Raw genomic sequence first — 18,671 nt, forward strand, 5'->3', positions numbered from 1 at the left:
CGGGAAAGGGGCGTATGGAACCCCTCTCCCTGCCGCTGAGGGAGTTCAGGACGGCTCACGGAGCCCGCCCCGGCGCAAGGGTCCGGCACCGGCCGCCCACCCGCTGAGGGAGCCGTACAGCCCCGTTGAATCCACGAGAAGACCGATCAACACAGCAAAGGAGAACTGATCATGAGTAAAGGCGAGAGGAATCGTCGTCGTCGCGCTCAAATCAACCGGACTCCCCGTCAACGGGAATTCGCGGAATCACTTCAGCCTCTTCACGGACTGAGGATCGCCGGGGGATGCGACGAGTGCGACGCGTATCAAGTGCTCGAAGTGGACGGGGCAGGACCGAACGCGCACAAGATCACCGTTCATCACGACGATTCGTGCCGGTTCTATCAGGCGTTCACAGAAGGGAACTGATCATGACCATTAACGACGGGACTCGGGCGTGCCTACCGCCCGAGTCCCGCACCACCGATTCAAGCACGGAGTACGCCTGTCCCGTGTGTCCGGCCGCTGTGGTGGTCGAAGACGGATGGGTCAGCGTCGCTCACGTCGCGGACTGTCCGGCCGACATGAACCGGCTCGCGCTCACGGACGGAGGGACGCGATCATGAGCGATCTCGTACCGACGGGGGATCTCACGCCGATCGGTGGCGGATACGTTCCGAACAACCCCTACGAATACGCCGACGGATACAAAAGCATTCCGTCGTATCTCGAAGCCGTTCCCGAGTACGGACCGACGGACGGAATACGGGACACGATCGATCGCTATTGGTCATACGTCATTCGGTGGCCTAGATACGCGGCGCTGTGCTTCCTGTTCATGACTTACTCGTTCTGGCGTTCAGCGTTCATGCTCGGAACCGCTGTACTCCTGATCGTCGCTCTCGTGAGCAAGTGAGACGCGTACATGAACAGCACCGTTCACCGTGTACCGGCCGACGTACAGAATGCGTGTACGCCGGTTCGGTACACGGTGCCGGTGTACAGCGAACGTACCGAGTACAGCCCGGCGTACATGAACACGTACGTGTACAGGAATGGCGCGTACATGTACGGCACGGTGTACACGTACGGCGCTCTGTACACGTACAGCGGAACGTACAGCGCGAGCGTGTACGCGTACCGGAATGGCGCGTACACGTACGGCGGACGTACCGAGTACAGCCGTACGCGTACAGCGCCGTACGCGTACAGCTCAGGCTCGTACGTGAACAGCGTGAGCCGGTACGCGTACAGCATTCGGCCGGACCGACAGACCGAGTCGAGCCCGGCATTCGTTCGCCGCCGTGGAGTCGAGCCGAGCGCTGATCGGGTCCGGGTCCGGCATATGCACGTAGTCATATCGAGAGACCTTCGTCGGCACTCACCGAAAGTGACAGAGACTCAGTCGGCGGGATGGAACGGGGGCTCGTCGGCAGTTGATCAAGGGTCGGCCGGCAAATATATGCCCTGGTCAGAGGGGCGTTTTTTAGGGAGGGTGATCGATCCCGCCCCGCCACTGGCCAAAAGTTGTGTATCCCCCGTGAGAGTCGATGATCTTCGTCACAGACCGTGAACAGCCGTCAAGGATCAAGAGAAAGAGAGACTAACCGTGAAGAGACCGAGCGCCACACAAGGGAGCACGCGCGAATGGCGCGCGATACGGCTCGAAGTCCTTCGTCGAGCCGGGGGAATCGGAAAGGCACGCTGCTATCTGTGCGGAACGCTCGTGACCGACAACGACCCGAACGACCCGACTCATTACAACTGTGAGCACGTCATTCCGAAGGTGAGCGGCGGGAAGACCGAGTACTCGAACCTCGCCGTTTCGTGCCGGATGTGCAACGGTCAGAAGTCCCTGATCGACGCCGGAACGTCAGCGCTCGCTAAGAGGCAACTACGAGAACAACAGAAGTGCCAGTACCACGGCGAACGGTGCGGACTTATTCACTCGGAAATCGGCGCTCAACTGTACGACGCCATGTTCGGCTGACGAATACCGGCCGAAATAGAAAAGCCCCGTCCAAATCACTTACTCTCGAAACAGGAAAGAAGGAGAACCGACAATGACCATGCCATTCGCCCCCAACACCGGAGCCGCCGCTCTCGACGCGATCAGCCGCGCGACCATGCCGCGTGACGGAATCGACGAAGCCGCCGTGTCTCACGTGGCACTCATGGAAGAGATCGAGCGGTTCGGCGATCGAGCGAAGTCCGCTCACGCGCTCGTCCACGCTCGAAGCCTCACCGTTCAGGCGATCGACTCGGCAGAGCGGCCGGTCGGCGAGCCCTGCACGACTCCCGGCGACGTGCTCGACACGTGGCGGACGCACCGTGACGCCGGAGTCGCGATCCCCGTCGGGCACCACTCCGGACAAACCGTGATCGCCGTCCGTGCCGACAGCCTCAGCGCGTGGAATGAATGGCTGTCAAGCATGGCCGCGATCGACCGGCCGCGTACCGACTTCGACGGCCGGACGTTCGCGACCGAGCGAGTCCTTCGCGAGATGGGCCGGTACGGGCTGTTCACCCGGACGACGGAGCGCGTCCCCAGCATGGGCCGGACGCTGACGTTCACGGGTCGGCAAGGGCTCGTTCGCGCCGCTGAGGCTCTCCGGCCACAGCACGCCGACGGACCGCTCTACGCCGTGTGGCTCGTCGGGCACCGGTCGAACCTCACACCGGCCGGACAGTACGTCGCCGCACGGCCGACAGCGAAGGGGCGGAACCTCAGCGACGGCGTGAAGCTGCTGAAGTCCGGTGATCTCGTTCCCCTGATTCCGGCCGTCGGTTCCGACACGAAGATAAACGGTGACCTTCCACCGCAGACCGAATCAATGTCCACGGGATTCGACGCGCTCGCGTCGGTTCTTCTGCTCATCTGGCAGTAATGCCCGCCGCTCTCACAGAAGCATTCCGGCAAGGGATTCGGCGTTAAACCGGAAAAGTGAGAGCTGCGCCCGGCAAGGACGGGTCATGACGGAGCTAGGGGGCTTCCGAGTCCGTTCCTGCGCCGAATCCCTCGCGATCCTCCGCCGCTTTCTCCCTGGCGGCGGGGGATCTGCGTAAACGAAGGAGATTCCCGGTGAACGTCCGTCTCGACGAGCAACAGATGATCTATGTCATGTACCGCGCGATAGAAGCCGCGAAGTCTCTTCCGGTTCATCTTCGCGAATGCCGTAGGTACGAGATCGTTCCGGAGTTCCGGGACATGCTAGATCTGACGTCGCTCGTGTACCGAGTTCGTTTGGTAGAGGACGAAGACGTTCACGAAGTGTGCGACGTTCGAGCGATCGACGTTCCGGGAATCACGGTCGAAGACATCGAAGCGGAGTGGGACCACGCCGTCTCGCTGATCACGTGGTCAGCCGCCGAAGGATGATGCACGAATTCGCCTTGACGCGTGTCGATACGCCCGCGAATGGCGTGAACTGAGCCCAGCGGAACCGGAAGACTCCCGGGTTTGGGCCGATGCGAAGAATGCCCTTGCACATCGCCGTTAGGTTGGTTCCGAGCCCGATGGTTCCGGCCGCTGGGGTGCTCGCTAGGGTCTGGTGAGTTCTCGACACGACTTCGACGGAGGAAGCGGCGTTCGTTCCGAATGAGTCACTGACCCAATCGAAGGTACTTCCGGACGGAGCTTGCCAGCTCATCCATAGCTCGCCGCCGTCAGCGTTCGATGCGCCTTCATAGATGATGTACGACGTCACCCAGTAGTCGGTATTGGCGACGACGTCTATGAAGAGATGGTTATCGTCTTGCATGACGTTCGAGTTCGTCACGGACTCGTCGGCGGTCTTGCGAACGAAGATCTGTTGCATGAAGTAGCGATTGAAGTCCGCCGCTGTGGGCGATTCCATGAATTGAAAATCTTTAATAGGCATACCGAGAGAGTACGCCGGACCGATCAACGAATGCGCTCGCGAGCCTCATTCCGGCCGGTGCATTTCTTGACTGATTGGCACGCTGATACCGGCTCAACAGCGACAACCCCTTTGAGCTGGGAAAACTCCAACAGCGACATGCCGCGATCAGGGCTGATCCGGTGCCTGACCTGCGAGAACAGCTCACAGCGACACGTCGGCACAGCGACAGGCGAAAGCCCCCTGATCCGTACGCGTGCAGGCGCGTAGGACAGCGACAGAGGGACGTCAGCACGCGTCCGGTCCCGTCCCCATCAGCGCACGCCGTCGGCCGACACAGACCGGCTCAGTACCGACCGGCCGCCGTCCCGAGCCGGGGCATGACGAAGCCCCGTCCGCCGCTGTGGCGTACGGGGCTCGGTCTGGCCGTCCGGCCGTCGGCTATCCCTGCCGACGCTGAGCCAAGATCCGGTGCTGTGCCGACAGCGCCGACGCGAGCGAGACCGCGTCCGGCCGGAACATGCTCGGGATGATTCCGAGCGCTCTTTGTTCCGCCGTCGGCGTCGCGTACCGAGTCGCGAGCCAACCGGTAGACGTCCGGACGATCCGGTAACCGGGGTACGTCTGTTCGAGCACGGTAAGCACGCGGTCTTCCCGTGCGCTGAGTTCATGATTCATGGGAACCGCCACAGCGCGGACAAGGGAACGGGCAAGAGAACATCGCGCCGCACGACCCGCACACGTGGACCGTGATCGTGACGGGACTGTCGGGGATCACGGGATCACTCGCGCGATGTCGGCACCGATGCGGACGGCGCTCGCCAGTAGTTCAAGTTCGCGTGCTTGCCGGGCTTCGATCGTCCGGCCGCTGGGACGGTGCTTCCCCCGCAAGATCTCGCCGTCTCGCCACACGTCGAAGTCGGGGATCTCTGGGATCGCCGCTGTGGGGGTCTCTGCCGTGTCCATGAGCTTGACTTTACGGCACACGTACATGCCCGTACATGCCCGTTCATGAACGGAGACGGATGGAACGGCGCGAGCGTGCCTGCCTACGGTCGTGCTGTGACCGAGTTCCGTCCCGACCGTCCCGTGTGGGTTCAAGTCGCCGATGTCATGCGCAAGCGCATCGCGAGCCGCAAGCCCGGTGACCCGATCGACTCCGAACAGTCCATGATCCAAGAGTTCGGCATTGCACGTGGGACGGCACGGAAGGTGATCGCGAAGCTTCGCGAAGAAGGCATGATCTACACCGTGCCGGGACTCGGGAGCTTCGTCGGTCCCGAACCGGCCGACGATCCCTCAGCGGAGGGGTAGGCGACTTGTACTAGTGAGTGATCCTTGCGGCGCGTAGCGTCAGGGTTCCGTTCAAGCCTGTATGGCCGAGGAGGGGTCTGTATGGCTAGGAATCCCGGTTCGCCCGAACGGATCTTCAGTGAAGGTCTCGTTCTCCCCGACGGCCGGAAGGTGCGAGTCCTGGCATACGACGACGGAAGTGTTCGCTTCCGTCTCGACGGCGCTCCCTACGCGATCACCGAAGCGTTCATCCAGAAGGGTGCGCAAGGACGCGATCGTCAAGCTCGTTCCGCTTGGTCTGGTGAGTTCCGAAACCGGCGAATGACGAGCTAGAAGCATGATCCACAACGGCCATGGACGGCTATCCCGTCCATGGCCGTCCCTATCCGGCCTAGGACGGCTGCACGCGTCTGTGCGCCGTGCTGAGCGCATGTACCCCCGTCCCCGGTATTGCCTATCCGGACTAAAGATCAACGGCCGTCAGCGGGCATTCTGGCCGTCCCGTGTTCGTGCCGGGATCGTCACGGGTCCGTCGAGACTGTCCCCGGATCGTCAGGACCGTGATCAAGCTCAAAAGAACTGTCACAATCCGATACCGGGCTACCCGAACAGGGTGTCCTCGGCCTCGCGGTAGTGGGTGAACGCCCCGCCGATGTCGCCCCGTCGTACGGCCAGGAACGGCAGGTTTGCGGCGGCCAGCCGCGCGAGGTGGGACAGCCGGGCGTGCCCGGCGATCTGCAGGCAGGCGCTGATGTCGCGCATCGCCTGGTCCCAGTCGCCGCGGTAGGCGTGCACCAGCCCCCGGTTGAGCAGCCCGCCCGCCAGGAACCGGCGGTCGTCGATGGTGCCGGGAGCCGCCACGAGCGCCCGCAGCGCCCGGTCACAGGAGGCGACCGCCTCCTGGTAGCGCCCCAGGTGGGCGAGGGCCACGGCGCGCTGCGTGTCGAGCTTGGCCCGGTCGAGCGGCGACAGGTAGGCCCACGCCAGCGCGGCCAGCCTGAGAGCCTGCAGCGGGTGACCCCGCTCGGTCCGCACGGTGACGAGGGACAGCCTCGCCTGCGCCATCCGCTCGGCGGGCGCGCCCCGCGTCTGGACGGCCTGCCGCAGCCGCTGCTCGGCGGCCTGCAGATCGCCCAGCTCGCGCGAGGCCAGCGCCATCGCGCGCAGCGCCACGGACGCGGCCTCGCCGTCGCCGGCCTTCTCGGCCGCCTCCAGCACCTTGTGCCCCGCGCGCAGCGCCTGGCCCGGATCGATCACCGAGCGCAGCACGGCCATCTCGGCCGCGCGCACGAGCAGGCCGCCGCCGGAGGAACGATCGAGCGTACGGATGATCTCCGGTTTCGCCATGCGCCGCCTCGGGGGAGAAGCGGCCGGGACCGGGGGGATGCGGACCCCTCGGCCCCGGCCGAGGGGTCACGGTCGGACGCGTACCCACCTGGTCTGGACGGGTGCGTGGCCGGGCCGGTGGCAGACCACGCTGAGCCAGCCCGGAGGCAGGCCCGTGGCCGCGAACTGGCCCGTGGTGGCGACGGGCCTGGTCAGCGTCAGGTGGGGAGTGCGGACGTCGACGTGGCACCCCTCCCCGGGGGGTGGGGACACCTGGCCCGCCACGTCGATCAGACCGTCGCCGATGGTCACCTCCAGGTCGAAGGTGAGGCCCTCCGTGACGAACCGGACCAGCTGCGGGCCTTCGGCGCCCCGCACTCCCCGCGCGGCCGTGTAGCCGGTGGGAAGGGCGGTCACCGCGTGCGGGACCCGTAAGGCGAAGGCCTGCCGGGCCGCGGTGGACACGTACGCGGGAACCGGGTCGTGTCCGGAGGCCAGCCGGAGAGCCGCCAGGAAGTACTCGTCGTCGATCATTGCACCGTCTCCTGTAGTGAGATCAGGGTGCGCAGTTTCTCCAGGCAGCGGGCCCTGGTCGGGCCGACGCTGCCGATGGGCAGGCCCAGCCGCACGGCGACCTGCCGGCTCCCGAGATCGCTCGCGACGAGCGTGAGCAGGCTGCGGCATGGCTCTTTGAGGGTGGAGACCGTCTTCCAGAGCATGCGGTTGCCGTCGGCCTCCAGGACGGCTGACTCCGGGTCGGGGTCGTGCGTGACGTCGAACGGGGCGGGCCCCGGCTTCGCCTTCCGGATCAGCAGGAGCGCTTCGCGGCGGGTGGTCGTCGCCAGCCACGCGCCCACGCCTGCCGGGTTGCTGATGTCGTGCAGGTGTTCGAGCAGGCGCAGCCAGGCTCCCTGGACGGCGTCGGCGGCGTCGGGCTCGTTGAGCCCGCAGGCGCGTGCCACCGCCCACATGCGCGGGCCGAATCTGGCCTCCAGCTCGTTCCAGGCGCTCTGGTCGCCGGAGGCGGCCGCCGGGAGCAGCTCCGCGGGCTGGCGTGGATCGGGCATATGGCCTCCTTCCAGACCGGCGGAGGGGGCTGTTCTGCCTCCACGTGATCGCCTGTGGACTGAGCGTAAACTCTACAGACTCGACGGAACGAGAACTCCCAGATCGGGAATTTGCCGGGTCTCCCTGAGACTGAGGAGCTCGTCGGCCGCCTGCCTGGCCGGCCGGTCGTGGGCGGCCGCGGCGATCGTGCCCGCCACCACGGCGGTGGCGAAGGACGTGCCGCTCCAGGTCGCGTAACCGGCGAACTCGCCCTGCTCCAGGAAACTGCTGGTCACCCAGTCGCCGCGGGCGCACGCGTCGACCCAGCTCCCGTGGGCCGAGTAGGGAGCGCGCCGGCGCTCGCTGGAGTCGACGGCGCCGACGGCGATCACGCTGCCCAGCGCGGCGGGGTAGAACGGGCGGTCGGACGCGGTGTTGCCGGCGCACGCCACCACCACGGTGTCGGACAGCTCGGCCAGCGCGTCGGCCAGCAGGGGCGGCGGCCGGTCGTCGAAGGTGTGGCCGCCGAAGGAGAGGTTGAGCACCTGCGGCGGACGCCCGCGCATGCGGTGCAGCGCCCTGATCACGGCCGCCTCGTCGCCCACCCCCTCGCCGTCGAGCACCCGGGCCACCTGGAGCGACGCGCCGGGCGCCTGGCGGGCCAGCAGCCCGGCGATGAACGTGCCGTGACCCGCCTGGGCGCCCTCGACGGCGTCCGGCGCGTCCTCGGCTGCCTGCTCGTACCAGTTGGCGTCGGCCCACCAGCGGTGGCCGGCCACGCCGGTGTCGAGCAGGCCCACCGTCACCTCCGACCGGGACCGCCCCGGCCGGTAGTGGACCGGTTCGGCCGGGAACGGACGCGACGCGGGACCGCCGAAGAACAGCGGCTGCCCGGTGAGGACGTGATTGGGCGAGGCGCGGAACCCGTGCTCGCGCAGCTCGGCGGTCAGCTCGCACGGGTCGACGCCCTGGGAGAGATGCACCATGCAGACGCCGTCGCCCTCGGACACGGCCTGCGTCCAGCGCGCGGCCGTCGACAGCGCGCCGCGGTCGGTCAGCAGCTGACCCGGTCGGATGAGCGCGTGGCCTGCCGATTCGATGTCCATGAGCGGGTATCTATCCCCGATGGAGCGACTGTCACGTGCCACACGCGCACCAACTTGGTATGGCCCCCCTCTGGTGTCCGATTGCGACCGACGGTAGTCTCTCCCTAGTCACATGTGATCATCCCGTTGGACGAGGCCGTTGGGGAAGGCGCACCTCGTACCGAATCGGGAGGTCCGGTGTCTGCTCGTGGCGTGCTGTACGTCCACTCGGCTCAGCCCGCGCTGTGCCCGCATATCGAATGGGCAGTCGCGGGTGTCCTTGGCGTGCCCGTGGACTTGACGTGGACACCGCAACCTGCCGCGCCCAACGTCGTGCGGGCGCAGGCGGAATGGGAGGGCCGCTCCGGCATAGCGGCCGCCATCGCCTCCTCTCTCATGGGGTGGCAGCGCCTGCGGTTCGAGATCACCGAGGACGCCTCGCAGGGCGTCGACGGGACCCGTCACGCTTACACGCCGACGCTCGGCCCGTTCAGCGCGGTCATCGGCGCCTCCGGCGACATCATGATCCCCGAAGACCGGCTGCGCGCCGCCATGCTCATGGCCTCCCAGGGGCGGTGCGTGCTGGAGGAGGAGCTCGACAGGCTGCTCGGCAAGCCCTGGGACGAGGAGCTGGAGCCGTTCCGCTACGCCGGCGACGGCGCGCCCGTCCGCTGGCTGCACGCCGCCGTGTGACCCGTCCCCGCGCCTGCGACGCGAAGGGGCCCCGCACCGGTCACGGTGCGGGGCCCCTTTCGTGCTTGGACTACAGCGGGATGTTCCCGTGCGCGCCCCTGGCGGGAGTGGCCTGGGCGAGGACCTTGGCGATCGCGCCGCGGGTCTCCTCCGGCTTGATCACCTCGTCGATGACGCCCAGCTCCTGCGCGCGGGTGAGCCCGCCCGCGAGCTTCTCGTGCTCCGCGGCCAGCCGGTGCTCCAGGTCGGCCCGCTCCTCCTCCGGCGCCGCCGCCAGCTCGCGCCGCTTGAGGATCCGCACCGCCGCCACCGGGCCCATGACCGCGATCTCGGCCGTCGGCCAGGCGAACACCTTGGTGGCGCCCAGCGAGCGGGAGTTCATCGCGATGTACGCGCCGCCGTAGGCCTTGCGCGTGACCAGCGTGACCCGCGGCACCGACGCCTCGGCGAACGCGTGCAGCAGCTTGGCGCCGCGGCGCACCACGCCGTCATGCTCCTGGCCGACGCCGGGCAGGTAGCCGGGCACGTCCACGACCACGACCAGCGGCACCCCGAAGGCGTCGCACATGCGGACGAACCGCGCCGCCTTCTCGGCGGAGGTGGCGTCGAGGCAGCCGCCCAGCCGCATCGGGTTGTTGGCGATCACGCCGACGGTGCGGCCGCCGAGCCGGCCCAGCGACGTGACGACGTTGGGCGCCCACTTCGGGTGGAGCTCGACGCCCGGCTCGTCCAGCAGGCCGTTGACCAGCGGCTTGACGTCGTAGGCGCGGCGCGCCGACTCCGGCAGCAGGCTGGAGAAGTCGACCTCCTCGATGCCGGCGGGCCGGACCCGGCCCTGGTGGCCGAGGAGCATGGCCAGCTGGCGCGCCTTGAGCAGAGCCTCGGTCTCGGTCTTGGTGACGACGTGGACGACGCCGCTGCGCTTGCTGTGGGGCTCGACACCGCCCAGCGCGGCGCTGTCGACGTTCTCGCCGGTGACGCTGCGTACGACGTCGGGGCCGGTGACGAAGATGCGGCCCGAGTCGGCGAGGATCACCAGGTCGGTGAGTGCCGGCCCGTAGGCGGCGCCGCCGGCGGCCGCGCCGACCACGACCGAGATCTGCGGCACGATGCCGGACGCCTTCGTCATGGCCGCGAACACGCGGCCGACGGCGTGCAGCGACTCGGCGCCTTCGGCGAGTCGCGCACCGCCGGAATGCCAGATCCCGAGGATCGGCACCCGCTCACGGACGGCCACGTCGTAGGCGTGCACGATGTGCTCGCAGCCCTCGCTGCCCATCGCGCCGCCCTGGAAGCGGGCGTCACTGCAGAAGGCGACGACGGGAACACCCTCGACGCGGCCCATGGCGGCGAGCACGCCGCTCTTGTCCTGGGGAGTGATCAGCCGCAGCGAACCCTCGTCGAGGAGCGCGGCGAGTCGTACGACGGGGTCTCGGGGATCAGCAGGCTCCTGGTCGGCGCCTTCGGTGGGCACACGGTTGTCGAGCACGGTCATTTAAGCCCCCTTGAACACGACGGTCACGTTGTGGCCGCCGAAACCGAACGAGTTGTTGACCGCGGCGATGTCGCCTTCCGGCAGGGTGCGGTTCTCGCCGTGGACGAGATCCACCTCGATGCCGTCGTCGATGTCGTTGAGGTTGATGGTGGCGGGGACGATCCGCTCGTGGAGCGCCTTGACGGTGAAGACGGACTCGATGCCGCCCGCGCCGCCCAGGAGGTGACCCGTCATGGACTTGGTCGAGGTGACCAGCGGGTGGGTGCCGATGGCCTTGGCGACGGCCTGCACCTCGATGACGTCCCCGGCGGGGGTGGCGGTGGCGTGCGCGTTGACGTGCTTGACGTCCTGGCCCGTCAGGTCGCCGTCGGTGAGAGCCTGGGTCATCGCCATGATGATGCCGCGGCCCTCGGGCTCGGGCTGGGTGATGTGGTGGGAGTCGGCCGAGTAGCCGACACCGGCGGCGTAGGCGTAGATGCGCGCGCCCCGCGCCCTGGCGAACTCCTCGCTCTCCAGCACCAGGATGCCCGCGCCCTCGCCGAGCACGAACCCGTCGCGCTCGCGGTCCCACGGCCGCGACGCCCCCTGCGGGTCGTCGTTGCGCGTGGACATGGCCCTGGCGGCGGCGAACGCCGCGATGTTGAGGCCGTGGATGGCGGCTTCGGTGCCGCCGGCGATCACCACGTCGGCCCGGCCGGCCCTGATCATGTCCATCGCGTAGCCGATGGCCTCGGCGCCGGAGGCGCAGGCGGACACGGTGGCGTGCACCCCGGCCTGGGCGCCCCGGTCGAGGCCGATCCAGGCGGCCGGCCCGTTGGGCATGAGCATCGGCACCGTGAAGGGCGACAGCCGGTTCCAGCCGCGCTCCTTGTAGGTGTCGTAGGCGGACAGGGTGGTGTTGATGCCGCCGATGCCGCTGGACACGACCACGCCGAGCCGCTCCGGCGCCACCTCGGGGGCGCCGGCGTCCTGCCAGGCCTCGCGGGCGGCGACCATGGCGAACTGCTCGCTGCGGTCGAGCCTGCGGGCCTCGGGCCGGGGCAGGACCTCGGCCGGGTCGACGGCGGCCGTCCCCGCGAACGTCACGGGGACGGTGTCGACCCAGTCTTCGGTGAGCGTCGCGACGCCCGACTGACCGGCGAGGAGCGCCGACCAGGAGGAAGTGGCGTCTCCACCGACGGGCGTCGTCGCGCCGAGCCCGGTGACGACGACACGTACCCGGTTTGCACTCACGTTCCGCACTCCTTGTCGATCAGCTGGTGTTGCCGGACTTCAGTTCTGGATGAAGGTGAGGACGTCCTTGACCGTCTTCAGGTTCTTGAGCTGGTCGTCGGGAATCTCGACGCCGAACTCGTCCTGGGCGGCCACGGCGATCTCGACCATGGACAGGGAGTCGATGTCGAGGTCGTCCACGAAGCTCTTCTCGGGGGTCACCTCAGAGGCCGGGATCCCGGTGATCTCGTTGATGATCTTGCCGAGGCCCTCGAGGATCTCCTGCTCGGTGGCAGCCATGTCGTTGGTTCTCCTTTGGTTTCCTGGGTTCTGCACGGACTGGCCGTGCAAGCTCTGAGAGATCGTACGGGGGACTAGGGGATCTCGATGACCTGGCCCGCGTACGTGAGGCCGGCGCCGAAGCCGAGGACGAGCGCGAGCTCGCCCGAGCGGACCTCGCCGCGCTCCAGCATGCGCGAGAGCGCGAGCGGGATCGAGGCGGCCGAGGTGTTGCCGGCGTGCACGATGTCACGGGCGACGACGGCCTTGTCGGCGCCCAGCTTGCGGGCGATGGCCTCGATGATGCGCAGGTTGGCCTGATGGGGGATGAAGGCGGACAGCTCGGACGGGTCGACGCCCGCGCGCTCGCACGCCTGCTTGGCGACCGGGTGGAGGGCGGTGGTGGCCCACCGGAACACGGTCTGACCCTCCTGGCGGAGGGAGCCGTGGCGGTCGGGGATCATGATGGCGTCGGACCTGTCGCCCGAGCTGCCCCAGACCACCGGGCCGATGCCCGGGGCGTCGGACGGGCCGACCACGGCCGCGCCCGCCCCGTCGGCGAAGATCACCGCGGTGGACCGGTCGGTCCAGTCGATCCACTGCGACAGCTTCTCCGCGCCGATGACCAGCACGTGCCTGGCCGAGCCCGCGCGGATGGCGTTGTCGGCCGTGGCGAGGGCGTAGCAGAAGCCCGCGCACGCGGCGTTGACGTCGAACGCGCCGGGCGCGTCGATGCCCAGGCGGTGCGCCACCACGGCGGCGGCGTTGGGGATCTGGCTCTCCAGCGTGCAGGTGGCCACGATCACCAGGTCGACGTCGGAGGCGGCCAGGCCGCTCGCGGCCAGAGCCTTGCCGCCCGCCTGGGCGGCCATGTCTTCCAGGCTCTCCGCGTCGCCGGCGACCCGGCGCTCCTTGATGCCGACGCGGGACTGGATCCACTCGTCGCTGGTGTCCATGGTCTTGGCCAGCTGCTCGTTGGAGACGATGGTGGAAGGCTGATAGTGGCCGAGCGCCAGCAGCTTAGCCCCCGGCGCGGTTTCGAGGATCCTCACTTCATCAGCTCCCTGGCTGCGTCGAGGTCGTCGGGGGTCTTGAGCGCCACGGTCTCGACGCCGCGCAGCCCGCGCCTGGCCAGGCCGGTCAGCGTGCCGCCGGGCAGCAGCTCGATCATCCGGGTGACGCCCAGCTCGGCCATCGTGGCCATGCAGGCGTCCCAGCGCACGGGGTTGCTCACCTGGTCGACGAGGCGGCGCATGAGCTCGCCGCCGCTCGCGACGGCGGCGCCGTCGGCGTTGGACAGCAGCGTGACCTCGGGGTCGCCGGGCTCGATCTGGGCGGCGGCCTCGCGCAGCTGCTCGACGGCGGGGGCCATGTGGACGGTGTGGAAGGCGCCCGCGACCGACAGCGGGATCAGCCGGGCGCGCGCCGGAGGCTCGGCCTTCAGCGCGGCGAGCTGCTCGACGGTGCCGCCGGCGACGATCTGACCGGCGCCGTTGATGTTGGCGGGCGTCAGGCCGTGCTTGTCGAGCGCGGCCAGCACGTCGTCCTCGGCGCCGCCGAGCACCGCGGTCATGCCGGTCTCGGCGGTCGCCGCCGCCTTCGCCATGGCCTGCCCGCGCTCGCTGACCAGGGCGAGCGCCTGCTCCGGGGTCAGCACGCCGGCCAGCGCCGCGGTGGCGAACTCGCCGACGCTGTGGCCGGCCAGCACGTCGGGCGCCGCGCCGAGCACCTCGGCGGAGGCCAGGGCCGCCGCCACGAGCAGCGGCTGGGCGATGGCGGTGTCGCGGATCTCGTCGGCTCCCGCGACGGTGCCGCAGGCGATCAGGTCGATGCCGGCCACGTCGGACCAGGCGGCCAGCCGGTCCGCCACGCCGGGAAGCTCGAGCCACGGAGTGAGGAAACCTGGTGTTTGGGCGCCTTGGCCCGGCGCGACGAGTACAAGCACGAAGTCAACCATGCCCTGTAGAAGTCCGACACGCTGATGAAGATCTGCACACACTTTGTCCGGGGTGCTTTGTAGGAACCCCACAGTTCGGGTTTCGCTCCGGTTACGTTAAGGCCGCCAGGTTACGGCGCTTTCCGCGAGCCGGCCGAGGATGAGCCCGACCTGCAGCGTGAAGGCCGAACGGCCCTCGGTCGGCTGGTATCCGGTCAGTTCGGTGATCTTCTTGAGCCGGTAGCGCACTGTGTTCGGGTGGACGAACAGCAGCCGCGCGGTCGCCTCCAGCGAGGTGCCCTGCTCCAGGTACGTCGCGAGCGTGTCGAGCAGCGGGGTGCCGGCCAGCGGCAGGTAGACGTTCTCCACGAGCTGCTCCCTGGCGGCCTCGTCGCCGTCGAGCGCCCGCTCGGCGAGCAGGTCCTCGGCGTGCACCGGGCGGGGCGCGTCGGGCCAGCCGGAGCTCGCCTTCAGCCCGGCCAGCGCGGCCCTGGCCGAGTTGGCGGCGGCGTGCAGGTCGGTCACCTCGGGCCCGATGACGATCGGGCCCTGGCCGAAGCGGGCCACGACCTGGCGGGCCGCGTCGTTGACGCTGCCCGCGCCGCCCACGATCACGATCAGCCGGTCGGCCTGAACCCCGGCGAGCAGCTCCATGCCGATGCGGCGGCCCCGCTCGCGCAGTCCGTCGATCACCTCGCGCGGGTCGCCGTCGGGCGCGTGACCGGCGATCACGACCACGGGGGAGGACGTCCAGCCGAGCGCGGCGGCCCACGAGTGGAGTCCGTCGTCGACCTCGCCGCGCACCAGGGCGTCCACGATCAGCGCTTCCAGCCGGGCGTCCCACGCCCCCCTGGCCTCGGCCTCGCGGGCGTAGACGTGCGCCGCCGCGAACGCCACGTCGCGGGTGTAGCGGAGCATGGCCTGCTCCAGCTGCTCCTCGCCGCCGGGCGCGGCCAGCTGGTCGACCTGTGCCTCCACCACCTCCACCACGACCCGGACGATGTCGACGGTCTGCTGCAGCGAGATCGAGCGCTTCAGCTCGCGCGGAGCGGTGCCGAAGAACTCGATGCTGGGTGTCGGGCGGTCCTCGCCGGCGTACTGGAACCACTCCACGAACGCGGCGATGCCCGCCTGGGCCACCAGCCCCACCCACGAGCGGTCCTCGGCGCTGAGCGCGCGGAACCAGGGCAGCTGCTCGTCCATGCGGGCCATGGCGGCCGTGCCGAGCGCGCCCATGGCCCGCTCAAGCCTGCGAGTGGTGTCCTCCCGGGTCCGGTCTGTCACGCTCCTAGAGTGCCAGGTCCCGTCAGATGACCGCGACGGCGGTGATCAGGCCGATCGCGACGTGCGTGACCGCCAGCAGCCTGGCGCCCGGCTGCAGCTCCGGCTCCTTGACCAGATCGCGCACCGAGATGCCCGCCACCCGGTCGAACAGCAGCATCGCCAGCGTCTGCACCACGATGCCGACCAGGCCGAACACGGCGGTGCCCGCCAGCCCCTCGGCCAGCCGCCCGCCGGACGACCAGATCGAGGCCGCGACGATGAGCCCCACGGCGGCCATCGCCGAGGAGGCCAGCAGCGTGGCGTTCGGGTTGCGCTGGCTGCGGATGACCTCGCTCAGCCGGCCCGGGGTCGCCAGGTCGATCACGTAGAAGCCGACGATCATCAGGATGACGCCGACGGCAGCGTAGGAGGCGATGGCGCCCGCGCCACGCAGAAGGGTCTCCAGCAGAGTCATGTGAGCTCGATTCGGTGAGGTACGAAGGACGAGGTGTCGTCGGTGATCAGGCCGGTGGTCTCCCGGATGCCCAGCCCGGCCGCCTCGTCGCCGATCACCCAGGCGCCGAGCACCGGACGCTGGCCGCCGAAGTCGGGCAGGGCCTCGAAGCCCTGGAAGACGTATCCCTCCCGGCCGTAGGAGCCCGCTGTCTCCTGGGTGTGGGCCGGGGTGACTATCCGCATCGATGCGCCCTCACGGCCGAGCAGCGGCTTGGCGATGTAGGACTCCAGCTCGCGCGGGCCGTCGAGGTAGGCGGGCAGCAGGCTGGGGTGACCGGGGTACAGCTCCCACAGCACGGCCAGCAGCGCCTTGTTGGACAGCAGCGCCTTCCACAGCGGCTCGATCCAGGTCGAGTGGCGCACCGCGTGGCGGCCGAACGGCTCCGACAGCATCCACTCCCACGGGTAGAGCTTGAAGACGGAGCGGATCATCTCCTCGTCCATGTCGACGAAGCGCCGGTTGAGCGCGTCCCAGCCGATGTCCTCCATGGCGACGGCGACCGTGCGCAGGCCCGCCTGTTCGGCGGTCTCCTGGAGGTAGGCCAGGGTCATGGCCTCCTCGCCCGTCTCGTCCATGTTGGTCCAGGCGAAGTGGGTGGCGCCGGCCGGCAGCGGCATCTCGCGCCACCGGTCGATGAGCCGCTCGTGGATGGAGTTCCACTGGTCGTCGCCGGGGTGGGCGTCCTTCAGCCAGAACCACTGGATCACCGACGACTCCAGCAGCGAGGTCGGCGTGTCGGCGTTGTACTCCAGCAGCTTGGCCGGGCCGGCGCCGTCGTAGCGCAGGTCGAACCGGGCGTACAGGTGGGCGTCGCGCCGCTCCCACGACCGGGCCACGTCGTCGGCGGCCCACTCGGGGATGGCGAAGTCGGCGAAGCGCCCGGTCTCGACCACGTGCCCGGCGGCACGCAGGCACATCTCGTGCAGCTCCTCGACCTGCTCCTCCAGCGACTCCACCTCCGCCATGGAGAAGACGTAGTGGACCGACTCGTCCCAGTAGGGCCTGCTGAGGCCCTCGGGGTGGGCCGCCCGGTGGTAGGCCAGGCCCTGGCCCTCGATGGTCTTCTCCCAGCCCTCGCGGGGGGCGCCGTGCTCGCGCCGCACCACTCAGCCCCCGCCGGTGCGGGAGCTGCCGAAGCCGCCCCGCTGGATCGAGCGCCCGTCGCGGCTGGTGATGGTGGCGTCGGCGGGGCGGAGCGTCGTGCCGCTGCGCACTCGCTGCCCCACCCTGGTGCCGCCGTAGTACCAGTGATAGGCCGCGCGGGAGCCGCCGTAGTAGTGGGTGCCGCCGTTGTCGTCGTCGTCGCAGTAGTAGTCCTCGACCACCATGTAGGAGCCGTCGTCGGCCCGCTGGCTGGTGTCGACGCAGTCGGCGGTGACGTCCTCGGCGTTGGAGGTGGCCGCGCAGTAGCCGACCACCATCACCGACACGACCCCGATGACGGTGAGTGTCACGACGTTGGACGACTTCTTCTTGGGGGGCGGCTTGCCGGGGGTGGCGGCGTGGTGCGGCGTCTGGGCCATCTAGCTCCTGCTCTCTTGCGGTCGGAAAGCCTAGCGGGGCCGCGCCCGGCCGTACAATTCCCCGTCGGGCCGCTTCTGGTAGGGATGAACGTATGGAACCGGTCGAGGCGTTCCGGGAGATCGCCTTTCTCCTGGAACGCGCTGGTGAGCCCGCCTACCGGGTGCGCGCCTTCCGCCGCGCCGCCTCCGTCGTCACGGAGCTGCCGCGCGAGGAGCTGGTACGGCGCGCGCGGTCCGGCGGCCTGGCCGAGCTGCCCGGCATCGGCAAGGTGACCGCCCTGGTCATCAGTGAGGCGCTCGACGGGCAGGTCCCGACCTACCTGCGCAGGCTGCGCGCGACGGAGGGCGCCGACCTGGGGGAGGAGGCCGCCGGGCTGCGCGCCGCGCTCAAGGGCGACCTGCACAGCCATTCCGACTGGTCCGACGGCGGCTCGCCCATCGAGGAGATGGCCGAGGCGGCCCGCGCGCTCGGCCACGACTATCTGGCGCTGACCGACCACTCGCCGCGCCTGACCATCGCCCGCGGCCTGCCGCCGGCCCGGCTGCGCGAGCAGCTCGACGTGGTCGCCGAGCTCAACCGCCGGCTCTCCCCGTTCAGGATCCTCACCGGCATCGAGGTCGACATCAACCTCGACGGCGGCCTCGACCAGGAGCCCGAGCTGCTCGGCCGGCTCGACGTGGTGGTCGCGAGCGTCCACTCCAAGCTCCGCATGGATCGTGAGGAGATGACCCGCAGGATGGTCACCGCGATCGCGAACCCGCACGTCGACGTGCTCGGCCACTGCACCGGCCGGGTCGTGCGCGCGGGCGGGGAGCGCGGCGCGCGCAGGCCCGAGTCGGAGTTCGACGCCGAGCTGGTCTTCGAGGCGTGCCGCCGGTTCGGCGTGGCCGTCGAGATCAACTCCAGGCCCGACCGGCTCGACCCGCCCAAGCGGCTGCTGCGCCAGGCGTACGAGCAGGGCTGCGTGTTCGCGATCGACTCCGACGCGCACGCGCCCGGCCAGCTCGACTGGCAGCGGTTCGGCTGCGAGCGGGCCGCGCAGTGCGGTGTCGGGCCGGACCGGATCGTCAACACCTGGCCCGCCGACGAGCTCCTGGAGTGGGCCCGCTGACGCGGAAACCCCGGCGGGCAAGGGATTGTCGGTGCCGGAGCGTACCGTCAC

General features: G+C 69.2%; 23 protein-coding genes. 7 read left to right on the top strand and 16 right to left on the bottom strand.

Features of this window, described 5'->3' with window-relative positions:
* Nucleotides 1-601: 601 nt before the first annotated feature.
* Nucleotides 602-895 carry a hypothetical protein gene (locus tag ACZ6YG_RS01285; RefSeq protein WP_466016874.1) on the top strand — a complete coding sequence of 98 codons (294 nt, stop codon included), beginning with the start codon at nucleotides 602-604 and terminating at the stop codon, nucleotides 893-895.
* Between the two features lie 23 nt (nucleotides 896-918).
* Here ACZ6YG_RS01285 and ACZ6YG_RS01290 read toward each other — a convergent pair whose 3' ends face one another.
* Nucleotides 919-1,236: a hypothetical protein gene (locus tag ACZ6YG_RS01290; RefSeq protein WP_466016875.1), complete on the bottom strand. Its 318-nt coding sequence runs from the start codon at nucleotides 1,234-1,236 to the stop codon at nucleotides 919-921.
* A 352-nt stretch (nucleotides 1,237-1,588) separates the two neighbouring features.
* On the opposite strand from ACZ6YG_RS01290, the gene ACZ6YG_RS01295 reads away from it, so the two are divergent.
* The 3 genes from ACZ6YG_RS01295 (at nucleotide 1,589) to ACZ6YG_RS01305 (ending at nucleotide 3,358) form a co-directional block, all read left to right on the top strand.
* Nucleotides 1,589-1,969 (top strand): HNH endonuclease, encoded by a 381-nt coding sequence (locus ACZ6YG_RS01295; protein WP_466016876.1) that lies wholly within the window; start codon nucleotides 1,589-1,591, stop codon nucleotides 1,967-1,969.
* Nucleotides 1,970-2,042: 73 nt separating this feature from the next.
* Nucleotides 2,043-2,867, top strand: a complete 825-nt coding sequence (locus tag ACZ6YG_RS01300) for a hypothetical protein (protein WP_466016877.1) — start codon at nucleotides 2,043-2,045, stop codon at nucleotides 2,865-2,867.
* Nucleotides 2,868-3,061: 194 nt separating this feature from the next.
* Nucleotides 3,062-3,358, top strand: coding sequence for a hypothetical protein (locus ACZ6YG_RS01305; protein WP_466016878.1), 297 nt, complete (start codon nucleotides 3,062-3,064; stop codon nucleotides 3,356-3,358).
* Here the strand turns inward: ACZ6YG_RS01305 and ACZ6YG_RS01310 are convergent.
* Both ACZ6YG_RS01310 and ACZ6YG_RS01315 read right to left on the bottom strand, forming a co-directional pair.
* Complete coding sequence (locus tag ACZ6YG_RS01310) at nucleotides 3,333-3,836, bottom strand: hypothetical protein (RefSeq protein ID WP_466016879.1); 504 nt, start codon at nucleotides 3,834-3,836, stop codon at nucleotides 3,333-3,335. The two genes, ACZ6YG_RS01305 and ACZ6YG_RS01310, sit on opposite strands and share 26 nt — an antisense overlap.
* Before the next feature lie 777 nt (nucleotides 3,837-4,613).
* On the bottom strand, nucleotides 4,614-4,805 hold the full coding sequence (locus tag ACZ6YG_RS01315; RefSeq protein ID WP_466016880.1) for a hypothetical protein: 192 nt from the start codon (nucleotides 4,803-4,805) through the stop codon (nucleotides 4,614-4,616).
* A 96-nt stretch (nucleotides 4,806-4,901) separates the two neighbouring features.
* Between ACZ6YG_RS01315 and ACZ6YG_RS01320 the strand changes: the two genes are divergently transcribed.
* Nucleotides 4,902-5,153 carry a GntR family transcriptional regulator gene (locus ACZ6YG_RS01320; RefSeq protein WP_466016881.1) on the top strand — a complete coding sequence of 84 codons (252 nt, stop codon included), beginning with the start codon at nucleotides 4,902-4,904 and terminating at the stop codon, nucleotides 5,151-5,153.
* Between the two features lie 579 nt (nucleotides 5,154-5,732).
* Here the strand turns inward: ACZ6YG_RS01320 and ACZ6YG_RS01325 are convergent.
* The 4 genes from ACZ6YG_RS01325 to ACZ6YG_RS01340 form a co-directional block, all read right to left on the bottom strand.
* Nucleotides 5,733-6,479, bottom strand: coding sequence for a hypothetical protein (locus tag ACZ6YG_RS01325; protein ID WP_466016882.1), 747 nt, complete (start codon nucleotides 6,477-6,479; stop codon nucleotides 5,733-5,735).
* A gap of 66 nt (nucleotides 6,480-6,545) precedes the next feature.
* The gene (locus tag ACZ6YG_RS01330; RefSeq protein ID WP_219551817.1) at nucleotides 6,546-6,992 is read right to left on the bottom strand and encodes a hypothetical protein; all 447 of its coding nucleotides are present in this window, start codon (nucleotides 6,990-6,992) and stop codon (nucleotides 6,546-6,548) included.
* Nucleotides 6,989-7,525 carry an RNA polymerase sigma factor gene (locus ACZ6YG_RS01335; protein WP_148030182.1) on the bottom strand — a complete coding sequence of 179 codons (537 nt, stop codon included), beginning with the start codon at nucleotides 7,523-7,525 and terminating at the stop codon, nucleotides 6,989-6,991. Before ACZ6YG_RS01335 ends, ACZ6YG_RS01330 begins: the two co-directional genes overlap by 4 nt.
* Nucleotides 7,526-7,597: 72 nt before the next feature.
* Complete coding sequence (locus ACZ6YG_RS01340; protein ID WP_466016883.1) at nucleotides 7,598-8,611, bottom strand: S8 family peptidase; 1,014 nt, start codon at nucleotides 8,609-8,611, stop codon at nucleotides 7,598-7,600.
* Nucleotides 8,612-8,788: 177 nt separating this feature from the next.
* Here ACZ6YG_RS01340 and ACZ6YG_RS01345 point away from each other — a divergent pair, with 177 nt between their 5' ends.
* Nucleotides 8,789-9,283 (top strand): DUF3145 domain-containing protein, encoded by a 495-nt coding sequence (locus ACZ6YG_RS01345; protein ID WP_148030184.1) that lies wholly within the window; start codon nucleotides 8,789-8,791, stop codon nucleotides 9,281-9,283.
* 70 nt (nucleotides 9,284-9,353) lie between these two features.
* On the opposite strand, the gene ACZ6YG_RS01350 is transcribed toward ACZ6YG_RS01345, so the two are convergent.
* From ACZ6YG_RS01350 to ACZ6YG_RS01390, 9 genes are all read right to left on the bottom strand, one after another.
* Entirely contained in the window at nucleotides 9,354-10,778 is a 1,425-nt protein-coding gene (locus tag ACZ6YG_RS01350; RefSeq protein WP_466016884.1) for an acyl-CoA carboxylase subunit beta, read from the bottom strand.
* Entirely contained in the window at nucleotides 10,779-12,011 is a 1,233-nt protein-coding gene (locus ACZ6YG_RS01355) for a beta-ketoacyl-[acyl-carrier-protein] synthase family protein (RefSeq protein WP_148030186.1), read from the bottom strand.
* Between the two features lie 39 nt (nucleotides 12,012-12,050).
* Nucleotides 12,051-12,290 carry an acyl carrier protein gene (locus tag ACZ6YG_RS01360; protein WP_148030187.1) on the bottom strand — a complete coding sequence of 80 codons (240 nt, stop codon included), beginning with the start codon at nucleotides 12,288-12,290 and terminating at the stop codon, nucleotides 12,051-12,053.
* A gap of 74 nt (nucleotides 12,291-12,364) precedes the next feature.
* Nucleotides 12,365-13,321, bottom strand: a complete 957-nt coding sequence (locus ACZ6YG_RS01365; protein WP_148030188.1) for a beta-ketoacyl-ACP synthase III — start codon at nucleotides 13,319-13,321, stop codon at nucleotides 12,365-12,367.
* Complete coding sequence (locus ACZ6YG_RS01370) at nucleotides 13,318-14,214, bottom strand: ACP S-malonyltransferase (protein ID WP_148034386.1); 897 nt, start codon at nucleotides 14,212-14,214, stop codon at nucleotides 13,318-13,320. Before ACZ6YG_RS01370 ends, ACZ6YG_RS01365 begins: the two co-directional genes overlap by 4 nt.
* A 108-nt stretch (nucleotides 14,215-14,322) precedes the next feature.
* Nucleotides 14,323-15,441 (bottom strand): PucR family transcriptional regulator, encoded by a 1,119-nt coding sequence (locus tag ACZ6YG_RS01375; RefSeq protein ID WP_148034387.1) that lies wholly within the window; start codon nucleotides 15,439-15,441, stop codon nucleotides 14,323-14,325.
* Between the two features lie 70 nt (nucleotides 15,442-15,511).
* Nucleotides 15,512-15,943, bottom strand: coding sequence for a DUF350 domain-containing protein (locus tag ACZ6YG_RS01380; protein WP_148030189.1), 432 nt, complete (start codon nucleotides 15,941-15,943; stop codon nucleotides 15,512-15,514).
* A complete protein-coding gene (locus ACZ6YG_RS01385; protein ID WP_148030190.1) occupies nucleotides 15,940-17,088 on the bottom strand; it encodes a glutathionylspermidine synthase family protein in 1,149 nt (382 codons plus the stop codon). The genes ACZ6YG_RS01380 and ACZ6YG_RS01385 overlap by 4 nt, the downstream gene beginning before the upstream one ends.
* A 3-nt stretch (nucleotides 17,089-17,091) precedes the next feature.
* Complete coding sequence (locus ACZ6YG_RS01390) at nucleotides 17,092-17,508, bottom strand: hypothetical protein (RefSeq protein ID WP_148030191.1); 417 nt, start codon at nucleotides 17,506-17,508, stop codon at nucleotides 17,092-17,094.
* Nucleotides 17,509-17,600: 92 nt separating this feature from the next.
* Between ACZ6YG_RS01390 and ACZ6YG_RS01395 the strand changes: the two genes are divergently transcribed.
* Nucleotides 17,601-18,620: a PHP domain-containing protein gene (locus ACZ6YG_RS01395; RefSeq protein ID WP_466016885.1), complete on the top strand. Its 1,020-nt coding sequence runs from the start codon at nucleotides 17,601-17,603 to the stop codon at nucleotides 18,618-18,620.
* Nucleotides 18,621-18,671 lie beyond the last annotated feature (51 nt).

The sequence above is a fragment of the Nonomuraea sp. NPDC054003 genome (assembly GCF_055585125.1).

Excerpts from the sequence above, each read along its gene's own strand:
- ACZ6YG_RS01390 (WP_148030191.1), bottom strand. The coding sequence starts at position 17,508 with ATGGCCCAGACGCCGCACCACGCCGCCACCCCCGGCAAGCCGCCCCCC.
- ACZ6YG_RS01375 (WP_148034387.1), bottom strand. The coding sequence starts at position 15,441 with ATGGGCGCGCTCGGCACGGCCGCCATGGCCCGCATGGACGAGCAGCTG.
- ACZ6YG_RS01285 (WP_466016874.1), top strand. The coding sequence starts at position 602 with ATGAGCGATCTCGTACCGACGGGGGATCTCACGCCGATCGGTGGCGGA.
- ACZ6YG_RS01395 (WP_466016885.1), top strand. The coding sequence starts at position 17,601 with ATGGAACCGGTCGAGGCGTTCCGGGAGATCGCCTTTCTCCTGGAACGC.
- ACZ6YG_RS01380 (WP_148030189.1), bottom strand. The coding sequence starts at position 15,943 with ATGACTCTGCTGGAGACCCTTCTGCGTGGCGCGGGCGCCATCGCCTCC.
- ACZ6YG_RS01340 (WP_466016883.1), bottom strand. The coding sequence starts at position 8,611 with ATGGACATCGAATCGGCAGGCCACGCGCTCATCCGACCGGGTCAGCTG.
- ACZ6YG_RS01330 (WP_219551817.1), bottom strand. The coding sequence starts at position 6,992 with ATGATCGACGACGAGTACTTCCTGGCGGCTCTCCGGCTGGCCTCCGGA.
- ACZ6YG_RS01335 (WP_148030182.1), bottom strand. The coding sequence starts at position 7,525 with ATGCCCGATCCACGCCAGCCCGCGGAGCTGCTCCCGGCGGCCGCCTCC.
- ACZ6YG_RS01310 (WP_466016879.1), bottom strand. The coding sequence starts at position 3,836 with ATGGAATCGCCCACAGCGGCGGACTTCAATCGCTACTTCATGCAACAG.
- ACZ6YG_RS01315 (WP_466016880.1), bottom strand. The coding sequence starts at position 4,805 with ATGGACACGGCAGAGACCCCCACAGCGGCGATCCCAGAGATCCCCGAC.
- ACZ6YG_RS01300 (WP_466016877.1), top strand. The coding sequence starts at position 2,043 with ATGACCATGCCATTCGCCCCCAACACCGGAGCCGCCGCTCTCGACGCG.
- ACZ6YG_RS01360 (WP_148030187.1), bottom strand. The coding sequence starts at position 12,290 with ATGGCTGCCACCGAGCAGGAGATCCTCGAGGGCCTCGGCAAGATCATC.
- ACZ6YG_RS01350 (WP_466016884.1), bottom strand. The coding sequence starts at position 10,778 with ATGACCGTGCTCGACAACCGTGTGCCCACCGAAGGCGCCGACCAGGAG.
- ACZ6YG_RS01290 (WP_466016875.1), bottom strand. The coding sequence starts at position 1,236 with ATGCTGTACGCGTACCGGCTCACGCTGTTCACGTACGAGCCTGAGCTG.
- ACZ6YG_RS01325 (WP_466016882.1), bottom strand. The coding sequence starts at position 6,479 with ATGGCGAAACCGGAGATCATCCGTACGCTCGATCGTTCCTCCGGCGGC.